The sequence below is a fragment of the Leptolyngbya sp. FACHB-1624 genome, from assembly GCF_047649235.1.
Taxonomy (GTDB): domain Bacteria; phylum Cyanobacteriota; class Cyanobacteriia; order Leptolyngbyales; family Leptolyngbyaceae; genus Leptolyngbya; species Leptolyngbya boryana.
On record NZ_CP180258.1, the window covers coordinates 3,616,227 to 3,628,139 of the forward strand.

An 11,913-nucleotide genomic window follows, 5' to 3' on the forward strand; every position below is an offset into this window, starting at 1 on the left:
AACTTGCAAGTTTTACTTGTCCCGCACGAGGTTGAAATCCCGTGCTCGTCCGGGCAAAGTCTCTAAAGAGGCTGTCTTTCTGAGTCATTGGCTAGGTTCTGTAGTCCCTTGAGGGAGTTTGCACGGCTAGCACCGGGTTTTCAACCTCGTGCGGGACAGAAACGCAGTCAAGCTAATGTCCAGGCGGTTTTGTCAGCCAAACAGTTCCTGCATCTCTAACGCCGATAGAGTTTGTCCCGTATAAACTCAATGTCTTGCGGGACAAACCATAGGCTAGGTGGAGCAGTTTTTAGCACGGCTGGGTAGCAGATTAATGTTGAAGCTAATCGAATGAGCGCTGAGCACAGTAAAGCTAGACCTAGACCTAGTAATCCGTAGCTCGGAGTCAACCATAAAATTAACGGGATGCCCAAGCCTAGCCCTAAGCTTTGAATCACAGTTACAATCCCCGGACGATCAAGTGCCATAAACGCTTGCGCTAGAATCACCGAAGTCCCGCTCACAACCGTTTCAAGTGCTAACACTCGAAAGACCGGAATTGCTGCTAAGTATTCTTTTCCATAGAGTAAGTTCAGAACGAGCGGTGCACAGATCATCATGAAAGCTGCCATTACAATTGCTAAAAATCCGCCAATTCGAGCCGCTCGACCTGTCATCTGTAAAACTTCTTCTGTAGGACGTGCCGCCGCTTTGGGAAATAGCACGGTGACAAATGAGCTTTGAACGACATACAGCAATTGACAGAGACTAAACGCGATCGCAAATAGCCCCATTGCTGCCGGAACTAACAAACTGACAGCTAAGACCTGCTGGAGTTGTCCCGCTAAAGTAGAAACGAGGTCAATCCCATAAGCCCGCAAGCCATAACTGAGCAGTCGTTTGGTCGATCGCCGAACCCGCTCAAATCGAATTGTAAAAAACCGCCGAGTACAAGCGATCATCCAAACCAAAATCGGGATTCCAGGTAGCCAGTAAGAAATCACTGCCGTAAATGGAGTCAGTTTTCCCAAGAGCGCCAGTCCGACTAGCATGACTAAAGTACCGAGTGGGAAAACATAGCGCATTTGATTCGCGATCGCGAATTCGTCACTTGCCTCCATAGACGATCGCAGAATTTCTGTGAACATTGCGATCGGAACGGCTAACATCAGCGCTTGTGCAAAATGAATTGTATCAACTGAGTATTTTCTCAGAAGGATTGGAATCGTAAAAATTCCAATCACAGCACCGATAGTACTCAGGATCACGCCAATGAGAATAGCGGCTGAGAAACTTTTCGATCGCTCAGTCGGATATTTTTTGAGCGTGTAAAGTAGGGCGCTCGGCAAGCCGAACGACAAAGAATATGCAAAAAATTGGGGCCAAATCGCCATTGCAGCTTGTTCTCCCCGACCACTTGGACCCAACAGCCTTGCGGTGATGGTTCCGGTTGCGACATTGAGAAAAATGATCAGAAATCGAGCAAGCAAGGTTTGAAGAATGGCAGATGTGCCATCGCGTCCCTGAAGCGAGCGAGATCCACGCTGCCAAACTTCTGCAATCCGTCCTCCCCAATTCCTCATGCACTCACCTTTAGAACGCAAAGTTATCTTAGCGTCCTTCTAGCATCAAGAAAAAGGCATCATCTAACTCATACCCTAACGTCTTCGTCATCGACTTGACCCGCGATCGAGCTTCAATTTGCTGTTCGGTGAGCCAATTCAGCATCACAAACGTTTTCTGCATGACGAAGATTTCTAAGGCTTCCGGGTTGTATTCAATCCCATCTTTCTGAATTTGATGCGGAACGAGCATGGCAGCATAGCGACCCAGTTCCTTTTCCGACCAGTTCAGTAAAAATGGCATCCAAGGATAGGTCGCATCGAGCCGGATAAACCACAATCGGATCTCTGGAATCTCTGAATATTCACGCGGATCGCTAGGGTCTAAAGGGTAATCAATTTTAAATTGAATCGATTGCTCATGTTCGCGGAGGTTGGGTTTGAGAGATTCGATGCGGTCGATCGCTTGACTGAGATCGACTGTATCAATCTGTTCGGCAGTGAGATGGATAATCATTGCTTTATCGTGCGTGAGGGTTGAGGACTCAAAGTTCTTCGAGAACTCTGAGTCCTGTTCGTCTTAGCGAGCAAGCTCGATCGCTCTCTTCGCCATACCTGCTGCGGTAATGCTGTTAAATGCCATCAGTTCGCCTGCAGTTGCAGTCGTCTCACCGCGTCTCCAAGCAAAGGTATCGCGTTTTGCGGTACTCCGAAGCATGATTGGCTCTAGCATTCCGCTTGCGCCACCGGTGACACCGATTAAGGCATCGCCACCAAACAGTGTGTCAAACGTTGCATCATCAATAAATCCACCATCCGGCTCAGAGCAGGTGTCCCAAGCCACATCGGATGCACGATATAAGCGGCGAGGATTGACGATCGAGACAATTCTTACCCCATATCCTTGAGCTTCTAGACTCGATGCTGCTTCAAACACAGGCACTAAAGTCATATCGCCAATGACACCAAATACGATCGTTTTCGATCCAGTGCTTTCATGCAGAATGATGCCACCTTGCTCGATCGCTTGTCGCGTCTGTTCTAAGGTTGTCCGAATCGGCAACGGGGATTTACTCGCTGTGATCACAACGCCTTTGTTCTTCGTGGTCAGTGCCCAGTCATAACAAGCTTGAATGCTATTCGCATCGGGTGGGAATAGTGCGAACACGTTGCCATTTCTGAGCATTGCGGCAAAGTACGCTTCAACTTCAGGACGTTGGTGAGTCCAGCCATTTCGTCCTTGCTCTAAGGCTCCAGCGGTAAACAATGTAATGGTCGAAGGGGTGAGACGACGCAATTCTGCCATCGCTTGCGTTACGGTTTGCCAGATAGGTAGCCCGTTAATCGCGAAGGATTCATAAGAACACCACAGCGATCGACATCCCATTAATGCCAGCCCTGCTGCTAATCCCGCACAAGCATCTTCGCTCAAAGGCTCATAGACTTGACCGTTGGGGGCTTGGTTATAGAGCGAATCTTCAGTCGGGTGAATGATCTTCAATGCCTGGTTAATGTTGGCAATCCCAGATGCTTCGTTTCCGTCTGCGTTGGTCACTAAGAAGGCGCGATCGCTTTGTCCAACATGTCCCACCAATCGACCCATTGCAGTCGTCGAAACTTTCGCATCTCCGCCGACAGCATATTCTTCGAGCGGCAACTGTCCTAAATCGGGTAAAGCCCGCTCGAATTCAGTCACAACCGTTTTGCTAGCAGAACCACCGCCCGCCCGTTCACAGTTCGATCGCACTAATGCCCAAGCTTCAGGAGTCAATGCCCGCGCTTTCAATGCGGTAATGATGTCTTCGTTTTCTAGCGTGTGTTGCGCGTAGAGGTTGTGAGACTTCGAGCCTTTTGCGTGAACCCCTGCACCTTTGAGTTGTTTGATGATGAAGACGGTTAACTGACCGCCTAATGCCGATTTTGCGGCTTGGTCTGCGGCAGTTAAGACTGCGTTTGTAAACTTAATCCGATTCTCCAAAGAGAAAATGGTGCTATCGACGTATTCGCTGGGTTGATTGCGATCGTCAAAATCTTTCGCATCGACGAGGATGACATTCTCGAATCCATTCCCTTTCCAGAAGTCGATCATTTGCTCATTGGTTTTGAGCGACACCATGCTGTGATGCTCTTGCGAGTAGCCATTCCAAACCAAGATCGGCAAGAAGTTCGTCACCCCTGGGAATGCGGTGTTGAAGTGTGCCATCGAACTCATGATGTATGGCTCACCTAATCCACCATCCCCGACAGTAAAGGGGAACAATTTATCGCGATGCAGAAGGGATGCTGCCATTGCAAAGTGCTGCCCTTGACCTAAAGGCCCTGCCGGAGCCAAAATCCCCGGAATGAAGCCGGACAAGTGACCTAAGAGTCCATGCTTTTCCCGGAAGCGATCGCGCAATTGCTGTACGGTTTCGATCCCCATGTCTTCAAGAGAACGATCGAGGAACATGGCGCTATAAAATCCGGGCGCGTGATGTCCGACTTCGGTGATGATGTTTTTATGCCCTAACATTACAAAGGCTGCATAGGCTTCGGCTTGGCTGGCAAATCCGCCGGGGTGGCCAGAGGCTTTACTGGCTGTCATTTGCAGAATCAAATAGCGCAGTGCGTCTGCAGCGAGCAGTGTTTGATAGCCCGCAGCCGGGTCGGTTGGGTCAGTAATCGCGGTTTTGCCGTCAGCGATCGCTGACTTTTTACCGTATGTCTCAAACCCTGGTAACTCGTCGCTGAAGTATTGAATCCCTTCTGTAAAAGCGGGTTTGGTCGAGATTGGGTTTGTCACTGCGGTCATACTTACACCTGTTGCGTTTTGTAATGGGTCTGACACTCTATCGTACACAGACGTTGCACGCTTGAGAATCAATCTTGCTGGCATGTGAGGGATCGATGTGTTGATACAGTGAATAGAACACAATCGATGATTTTAGGTGAAAGAATAGAGAATCGTGGTGATCGCGATGCTTCACCAAATGGTTTGTACGGGGTACTGAGCGATGAGATGATCAATCGTCAGAATCGGGATGTTTTCGACCTGAGCTTGGGCAATTAGAATTCGATCGAATGGATCTTTGTGATGATCGGGAAGGCTATCCACTTGCAGAATGTGGGCAAGATTGATGGTCAAACTCTCAAAACGGTTAGCCGTTAGGCAAGATTGAATAAATTGGGTCGGAGGTTCTGGAAGGGGAAGCTTGCCAATGTTGGATGTAATGATAATTTCCCAACTGCTGGCAACGCTGAGATAAAGCGTGGTTTCAGGATTTGAAATGATGTCTTGAACGGGTACAGAGAGTCGAGAGTTGTTGGTAACCCACCAGAGTAGAGCATAGGTATCGAGTAAAGCACGCATGGTCTACTGAGGGTCGGCGGGATTGAGAAAGCTGTTTAAGATATCGTCTGGTAAGGGGGCGTTAAAGTCGTCTGGGATGATCAGTTTGCCTGCATATTGTCCGGGAACACGAGGTGAATTTTCTGGGGGGTGAGGTTTACGATCGCGGTTTGCAGGAGAGATATGGGCGACCGCTTGTCCATCTTGGGAAATGATGATTTCTTCGCCTTGGATCACCCGATCGAGGAGTTGGGTAATGTTGGCAGTGGCTTCGGGTAGAGTGACGTGGGTGACCATGGGTGGGTAAGCCAGGATGGTTGTGTCTGTCATTATAGTCGGGGCAGAAAGTCGATCGCGCTATTTTGACCAGAGCCATGCGATGAGAAGGAAGATTGTCGAGTTTGTGAGAAGTAGACTTTACGCATTTGCTGAACGATTGCGATGGGTCTAGGCGACGTTGGGAAGAACTTCGATACGAATCGTCATACCTGCGCGAGTCAGCATGAGGATGAGTTGGTCGATCCGAAATTGACCGATCTTACCTTGCAGAAGGGCTTGAATAGTGTCTGGGGATTCTCCAAGGATTTGTGAAGCTTGGTCGATCGTCCAATTGCGGTCTTGAATCAAGGTTTTGAGGTTGAGCATGAGATCGGCACGAATGCGGAGTTCTTCAGCTTCTTGGGGAGGAAACCCTAAATCTACAAAAACATTTGGCTCTCCGATCGTCGTGAGATTGTCAGTCATGATTGAGTTCCTCTGAGGTTTGACGATGTTGCAACATTTGTTGGTAGCGCTGTTGTCCCAGTTTAATGTTTCTTTGGGAGGTCTTTTGGGTCTTCTTTTGGAAGGCATGGAGGACGTAGATTGCTTCCTTAAATTTAGCAACATAAAAAACTCGATAGGCATCTTCTGTACGAATTCGGATTTCTTGAACACTTTTGCCGACAGTTGAAATCGGTTTGAAATCAGGGGGTTCTTCGCCTTGCTGAATAGCCCGAAGCGCAAATCCGGCTTCTTTTCGCGCTTCGTCAGGAAAGGATTGGATTTCTTCACGTGATGCACCGACCCAGTGAATCGGTTTGTCGGTCATAGTGGATGCCTTTACGATCGATGAATTGCCTTCGATAGTTTACTGCGATCACTGATTCCACGTCGCTTATTCGCGGAGCCATGCGATGAGAAGAACGGACACGCTTTGCGTAAGCTAAAGCAATGCGATCCCAATGTAGAACCTGAGAGTACTTTCAGGTTGCTATTTTCGGGGTTTTAGCCGTTTCTGGTGCCAGCGAATCGGGGAAAAGAGCCAGCGAATTGAGAAGAGAATAAGACCGAGCTGCTCTAAGAACCATGCTAGTTTCCGCTCATTCTCAATCATCTGCTCAATCCAATCATCACCTAGATTTCGGAGTAATCGTTTCTGAAAGTCAGAGAAGGGGAGCGCTTCAAGTGGAAGGTCTAATTCTTGCCAGATACGATACATTTGATGACGATAGGAACTCGCACGCTTAAATTGTCCGCGTTGTTGGTAGATGTTACTTAAGGTAAAGAGGCACTTGGCTTCATCGTTGCGATTGCCAATTTCACGCTGAATTTCTAAAGACTGTTGATAAAAGTCGATCGCACGCTGATACTGTCCTAACGAATAGTAGGCATTGCCTAAATTGCCGAGTGAAATCGCTTCATAACCTCGATCATCAATCGCGCGCGCAATCTCCAGGGCCTGTTGATGAAAATCGACCGCACGGTCGTACTGCCCTAACAAATAGTAGGCAAGCCCCAACCTAACGAGAGAATTAGCTTCACCGTTGCGATTGCCAATTTCACGCTGAATTTCTAAAGACTGTTGATAAAAGTCGATCGCACGCTGATACTGTCCTAACGAATAGTAGGCAAGCCCCAAATCGCTGAGGGAATTGGCTTCACCGTTGCGATTGCCAATTTCACGCTGAATTTCTAAAGACTGTTGATAAAAGCCGATCGCACGGTCGTACTGCCCTAACGAACAGTAGGCAAGCCCCAAATTGCGGAGGGGAGTTGCTTCACCATTGCGATTGCCAATTTCACGCTGAATCTCTAGGCCCTGTTGCTTAGTGATGTAGAAAAGTCCTGAAACGTCTGATTTATCGAGAGTCTCATGTGAGACAAGAATGGCTTGGGCGGGGCAAATTGTGAGAGGCTTAAGTTCCTACACAAAAACAATCTCATGCAACTGCCCCATCTGTATCGTGAACTAATCGACCAATTCCGTCAATGGATTCAACCGCGTGACCAACGGCACTTAGAGGGCGTATCCGAAGCGGTTGCTGCAATTCTACAATCCGAGAGCGCCTGCTTGAATCATTGGTTGCCCTATTTGAGCCATCGCGGTTGTACCGCCCGCAGTCACCATGCTCGCTTGAATTACTTACTGACCAATCCGCAGGTCAATGCTGAAACCTTCTATGTTCCATTATTGCAGCAATTGCTCTGTGCCTTTGCCGGGACAGACTTGCTGCTGACGCTCGATACCAGTGTGTTGTGGGATCAGTTCTGTTGGATTGGGGTCTGCTTTGTTTGGGGTGGACGCTCGTTCACCTTAGCTCAGATGGTTTTGGAACATGGCAGTGCAACAGTTGCTTTTGAAGCTTATCTTCCTGTCTTAGAGCAAGTTTTCAGCCTGTTGCCCTCTGATTGTCGGGTGACGCTGCTGGCAGACCGTGGCTTTGAGCATGGCGAACTGATGCGGTGGTGCAATCGACACGCATGGGACTGGTTGATTCGGGCTAAAAGCAATCTCACGATTACCCTCGCTCCCGGTGTATCGCAGTCTGTTGCTCAATTGCTGTCTCCAGTCGAGCAGGCTTACTTGTTCCCGAACGTGACAATTCTCGAAGACATCCCCTGCCATCTCGCCACTGCTACACTGCCAGGGGGACAAGAGCCTTGGGCTGTCCTCAGTAGCCAACCCCCTTCATTACAGACGTTTGAGCGCTATGGTCATCGCTTTGGCGGAATTGAACCGCACATTAAAGACTACAAATCTGCTGCCTTTGACATCATTGGCTCTCATTTACGCGATGCCACAGGGCTTACCCGTCTGTTCATGCTGCTCGATATGGCAACGCTGATTGCTTTGGTTTTAGGCTTTTTGCTCGTGCGTTGCGGTCAACGCAAACGGCTCGATTCCCATCCAGAGCGAGGCTTGAGTTTTCTGCAACTTGGTTTGCGCTATCTCAAACAACTTCGTCATTTGGGTCAACCCTTGCCCCGATTTCAGCCTCTGCCACGTCGGAGTCCACCGACGGCATGTGCTTCTCAAAGTAAGCGCGATCGTTTAAATCAAAGGATTCTATTCTCCAAAGTCACCACGTTCTCATCGTGAGACAGCAAAAAGTTTTCTACATCACTAAGGGCCCTGTTGATAAAAGTCGATCGCACAGTCGTACTGTCCTAGCAATTGATAAACGCAGCCTAGACCTACTAAAGAGTTAGACTCAAAATCTCGATTGCCAACCTCTCGTTGAACTACTAAAGCTTGCTTATAGTACTCAATCGCCCGCTGATACTGTCCCAGAAGATAGTAGACCTTAGCCAAATTGCCGAGGCTAGATCCCTCGGCATTACGCGCGCCAATTTCACGCTGAATCTCTAAGGACTGCTGATAAAAGTTGATTGCTCGTTCATATTGCTCCAAATCAACACAAATCTGTCCTAAACCTGATAGTGAAAATGCCTCACCTCGATGATCTTCAATCTCACGTCTAATTTCTAGTGCTTGCTCATGATACTTAATTGCCTGGTGATGCCTTCCTATAGCGTTATAAGAGTTACCTAAGCCGGTCAAAGAACAGGCTTCTCCATATAAATCATTATTCTCACGATCCAAGTCTAGAGACTGATGATGCATCTCAATTGCCTGCTGATATGCCTCCAGATACTCATACAAGCCACCCAAATTATTTAATACTGAAGCTTTACCTTGGGAATAGTTAGATACGTTGAAAAAAAACCAAGCACTCTCATAGTGCAAGATTGCTTTCTGGTACTGTCCTATGTCACGATGTAAACCACCTAATCGTGTCCATGCCCAGCCTAAGTTCCGTTGCTCCTCTGCCTCATCAGACTTCGCATCTGTCCAAGTTTGAGTCAGGCGCTCATAGACAGGCAGCAAAGCAAGATAGTAGCCGCGTTGGTCTAAGCCCTTGAAGCAGGTATCCATAATTTGATAAGCAAGAGCGCATTCTCCCAATTCGCAGCGATGATGAAAAATCTCGAGCTTTTCGGCACAGTCAGAGAGTAAGCCTGTCCATGGCTGAATGTTCGCAGTAAAATACGCGATCGCTCTTTCATGCGATTCCCGATGTTGCTCGCTCTTCTTCAATTCCTGCTCAACCAATCCCAGCATCAACGGGTGCAATGTCCATCGCTCCGACTCCTGCCGCAGAAACGCCCGATCACTCAACGTCTGCAAATCCTCGATCGACGTATCCTCTAGCATCGCCTGAGCCATCTCTAACCCAAACGCATCCCGATACACCACAACTCCAAGTAACAACGATCGCAACCGTTCCGGCAATGCTGCAAATAAGACCGCAAAGATTTCCTCAACCTTCGCTTCCGAATCACCCTGATAGTGACGAAACAACCGCTCAAAGAAGTCCAAATCTCTTTCGCTCAGGCTTCCCTTCGCCTCTTGCCGCACCCAACTTGCTGCCAACCCCAACAACAACGGATGCCCATTCGCCAACTGCGTCAATCGCACCAATCCCTGATCCGCGATCGCACCAATCCCCTGTTTTGCCAAAAACTCCGCCCCTTCCGCATCCGTCAAGCCAGAAATCGCCAACCGCGATCGCGCATCTGTTACGACTTTACGGCGAGTCGTCACTAGTAAAAAGCTCCGCTCACCCCGCTCTTGCCAATACTGCACAAACTGATCAAAGGATGCGATCGCGCTTTCCGTCAGTTGTTCAGCCTGATCGACCACAAGCAAGCAGCGATGCTCTGTCAATCGCCGCGCTAACTCATGAATCAATGCTTCATCATCCCAGCGCTGATCAATTAAATACCTGAGTTCTTGCAAAACCCATCGCGCAAACTGATTAAACGATTCTACTTTCGCCGCATCCACCCACAGAGATCGCTCAAAGTCTGCTTTCTTCTGAGCATATAGCCACGCTGCTAAGTCAGTTTTACCAAATCCGCCTTGTCCAAGCATTTCTAATAAAACCTGAGCTTCTAACCGTCGCATCAGTTCGGCTTCAACCTGTTGACGCTTCACCCACTTCTCAGAAGAATGCTTTGGCGCGATCGTACCTTTCAGGACAACCTCAATGTTCTGCTGAGCGTTAGTACGATTGTCAACTTGGAGACTCCCATTCAGCGTCTCAATGTTGAACTGATCACGCCCGTAGTTGTTATATTGCCGCGACATCGCTAAGACCCACCCAATTTTGGATCACCAGTAATTGTTTCAATGTTGAACTGATCACGCCCGTAGTTGTTATATTGCCGCTCTGCGGTATTTTGCACATTCGTAATCTGTTCGGCAAGCTGCTGCAAGGTTTGAGCAAATACCTTGTCCTTCATTTCATCATCCAAATACATCGATAACTTATTCAGCGCTTCGGGTGACTGCTCTTTTTCAATCTTCTCGATCGTCGTTTCCGCCTTTTGATTCCCCTTAAATCGGTTCTTAATCGTCGATCGCAATTGTTCGATCGCGCCTCCGACCGCTTTCTTTGCAACTTCTCCCGCACTCGACTTTACAAACTCATCGAATGCAATTTTTGCGATCGCAGCCCCAGTTAATTCCAACATAAGCTTCAGTCAGACAACTACATTCTTGCTGTAATTAATTCTTCCCCTCTTGTGTACCAGTCTTTGCATGATCACGGAAATGGTTCAACTAATAGTGACAATTAGCGAGATCGTTTTTACTGCGATCTAAGTCCGCATGACCTCGCCCTTGTTTGTCACTGCATTGATCGCTTCATTCGCCACAAATCCTGTGACAGTCACAGTGACAATCGCGCCATTCGTCAGTAATCTTTCAACCTTACCCACGAATTTCGCGACCTTCACAACGAATCGCGCAACCGACTCCGTAATCCTGCTCACTCTCCTTACAAACGCTTCAAAAAGCCTCAATCAACCCAGAAAATTCTTCTTAAAAGCAACACACTTCTCTGTGCAAATCACCCATCTCATCGCGCGATCGCTCAAGCCAAACTGGAATGAAAACACACTAACTGTCAGGGAGTATCTACCGATGGCACGTTCACAAAGAACCTCACGCATTCTCGAAAAAGCACAACTCAGAGCCATGAAACTCAAAGCGATCGATGCCGAAATGGACTTCGGACGCGATCGCAACCTGACCACCTTCACCACCAAAATCGAGAAGCTACAAGCCAAACTCAACCACTACAACAACCTCATCGAACTACTAGATGCCGCAAAAAATGAAATTGACGGCTCTGAAAGAGAACTCGGAGATCTGAGTGATGAAATGCTGAATGGCGTTTCTGCTCGCTATGGCAACGACAGCCGAGAATATGAAATGGCAGGCGGAACCCGGAAGAGCGATCGTGTTCGTAAGAGTGCAGAAAGTCGCATAAGAAACGCTGCGATGAAAAAGGTCGCGAATGCAGTCAATAACTAATGTCACCCATGACACCGTGAAATCGATCATCACGCTGACATTACCCTGAAACTGGAGAGCGGGGACAAACCTGCTCTCCAAACCAAGAAACGCAATATCCATCCATCAATTCAACTGAGCTTGATAGAGTACGATCAAGGTGATTTCGCTGCATTACATCCCGCACTCTATGCTTTTTCGGTCAACCCTTATGGAAAAGATAGAAAGCTTCTATGGAAAAAAGTCCTGTTTCTGACGGATTCACTTGAGCAACGTCACCTAGAGTGGCGTACAGTGAAATCATCGGAATAATTCAATTATTACCAAAATTTGAACTCTATAGAGGAACTCGTCGGAGAGCCTAGTTTTACGCTATCTACATAGCGAATTTTCTAGCCATTTTCTACACCTTTTGTTTGTAC

13 protein-coding genes are annotated in these 11,913 nt (G+C 48.0%); 2 read left to right on the forward strand and 11 right to left on the reverse strand.

What is annotated here, in order from left to right:
• Window positions 1–215: 215 nt before the first annotated feature.
• From ACMUEV_RS16985 to ACMUEV_RS17020, 8 genes are all read right to left on the reverse strand, one after another.
• On the reverse strand, window positions 216–1,562 hold the full coding sequence (locus ACMUEV_RS16985) for an oligosaccharide flippase family protein (RefSeq protein WP_190648215.1): 1,347 nt from the start codon (window positions 1,560–1,562) through the stop codon (window positions 216–218).
• A gap of 28 nt (window positions 1,563–1,590) precedes the next feature.
• Window positions 1,591–2,058, reverse strand: a complete 468-nt coding sequence (locus ACMUEV_RS16990; protein WP_190648217.1) for a CRR6 family NdhI maturation factor — start codon at window positions 2,056–2,058, stop codon at window positions 1,591–1,593.
• Window positions 2,059–2,121: 63 nt separating this feature from the next.
• Window positions 2,122–4,368: a phosphoketolase gene (locus tag ACMUEV_RS16995; RefSeq protein ID WP_415354609.1), complete on the reverse strand. Its 2,247-nt coding sequence runs from the start codon at window positions 4,366–4,368 to the stop codon at window positions 2,122–2,124.
• Between the two features lie 135 nt (window positions 4,369–4,503).
• A complete protein-coding gene (locus ACMUEV_RS17000; protein ID WP_190648220.1) occupies window positions 4,504–4,890 on the reverse strand; it encodes a type II toxin-antitoxin system VapC family toxin in 387 nt (128 codons plus the stop codon).
• A gap of 3 nt (window positions 4,891–4,893) precedes the next feature.
• A complete protein-coding gene (locus ACMUEV_RS17005; RefSeq protein ID WP_199329274.1) occupies window positions 4,894–5,199 on the reverse strand; it encodes a type II toxin-antitoxin system Phd/YefM family antitoxin in 306 nt (101 codons plus the stop codon).
• A 117-nt stretch (window positions 5,200–5,316) separates the two neighbouring features.
• Entirely contained in the window at window positions 5,317–5,613 is a 297-nt protein-coding gene (locus ACMUEV_RS17010; RefSeq protein ID WP_017287895.1) for a helix-turn-helix domain-containing protein, read from the reverse strand.
• Window positions 5,606–5,959: a type II toxin-antitoxin system RelE/ParE family toxin gene (locus ACMUEV_RS17015; protein ID WP_190648222.1), complete on the reverse strand. Its 354-nt coding sequence runs from the start codon at window positions 5,957–5,959 to the stop codon at window positions 5,606–5,608. The genes ACMUEV_RS17010 and ACMUEV_RS17015 overlap by 8 nt, the downstream gene beginning before the upstream one ends.
• 162 nt (window positions 5,960–6,121) lie before the next feature.
• Window positions 6,122–7,036: a tetratricopeptide repeat protein gene (locus ACMUEV_RS17020; protein WP_190648230.1), complete on the reverse strand. Its 915-nt coding sequence runs from the start codon at window positions 7,034–7,036 to the stop codon at window positions 6,122–6,124.
• A gap of 36 nt (window positions 7,037–7,072) precedes the next feature.
• On the opposite strand from ACMUEV_RS17020, the gene ACMUEV_RS17025 reads away from it, so the two are divergent.
• Window positions 7,073–8,230, forward strand: coding sequence for a transposase (locus tag ACMUEV_RS17025; protein ID WP_415354608.1), 1,158 nt, complete (start codon window positions 7,073–7,075; stop codon window positions 8,228–8,230).
• 24 nt (window positions 8,231–8,254) lie between these two features.
• Here the strand turns inward: ACMUEV_RS17025 and ACMUEV_RS17030 are convergent, their stop codons facing one another.
• The 3 genes from ACMUEV_RS17030 to ACMUEV_RS17040 form a co-directional block, all read right to left on the reverse strand.
• Entirely contained in the window at window positions 8,255–10,282 is a 2,028-nt protein-coding gene (locus tag ACMUEV_RS17030; RefSeq protein WP_190648719.1) for a tetratricopeptide repeat protein, read from the reverse strand.
• Between the two features lie 2 nt (window positions 10,283–10,284).
• Entirely contained in the window at window positions 10,285–10,668 is a 384-nt protein-coding gene (locus ACMUEV_RS17035) for a hypothetical protein (protein ID WP_190648722.1), read from the reverse strand.
• Between the two features lie 126 nt (window positions 10,669–10,794).
• Window positions 10,795–10,968, reverse strand: coding sequence for a hypothetical protein (locus ACMUEV_RS17040; protein ID WP_190648726.1), 174 nt, complete (start codon window positions 10,966–10,968; stop codon window positions 10,795–10,797).
• A gap of 151 nt (window positions 10,969–11,119) precedes the next feature.
• Here ACMUEV_RS17040 and ACMUEV_RS17045 point away from each other — a divergent pair, with 151 nt between their 5' ends.
• The gene (locus ACMUEV_RS17045; RefSeq protein ID WP_190648729.1) at window positions 11,120–11,512 is read left to right on the forward strand and encodes a hypothetical protein; all 393 of its coding nucleotides are present in this window, start codon (window positions 11,120–11,122) and stop codon (window positions 11,510–11,512) included.
• Window positions 11,513–11,913 lie beyond the last annotated feature (401 nt).

Coding starts and splice junctions, on each gene's coding strand:
- ACMUEV_RS16985 (WP_190648215.1), bottom strand. CDS start 1,562: ATGAGGAATTGGGGAGGACGGATTGCAGAAGTTTGGCAGCGTGGATCT.
- ACMUEV_RS16990 (WP_190648217.1), bottom strand. CDS start 2,058: ATGATTATCCATCTCACTGCCGAACAGATTGATACAGTCGATCTCAGT.
- ACMUEV_RS17000 (WP_190648220.1), bottom strand. CDS start 4,890: ATGCGTGCTTTACTCGATACCTATGCTCTACTCTGGTGGGTTACCAAC.
- ACMUEV_RS17005 (WP_199329274.1), bottom strand. CDS start 5,199: ATGACAGACACAACCATCCTGGCTTACCCACCCATGGTCACCCACGTC.
- ACMUEV_RS17010 (WP_017287895.1), bottom strand. CDS start 5,613: ATGACTGACAATCTCACGACGATCGGAGAGCCAAATGTTTTTGTAGAT.
- ACMUEV_RS17015 (WP_190648222.1), bottom strand. CDS start 5,959: ATGACCGACAAACCGATTCACTGGGTCGGTGCATCACGTGAAGAAATC.
- ACMUEV_RS17025 (WP_415354608.1), top strand. CDS start 7,073: ATGCAACTGCCCCATCTGTATCGTGAACTAATCGACCAATTCCGTCAA.
- ACMUEV_RS17030 (WP_190648719.1), bottom strand. CDS start 10,282: ATGTCGCGGCAATATAACAACTACGGGCGTGATCAGTTCAACATTGAG.
- ACMUEV_RS17035 (WP_190648722.1), bottom strand. CDS start 10,668: ATGTTGGAATTAACTGGGGCTGCGATCGCAAAAATTGCATTCGATGAG.
- ACMUEV_RS17045 (WP_190648729.1), top strand. CDS start 11,120: ATGGCACGTTCACAAAGAACCTCACGCATTCTCGAAAAAGCACAACTC.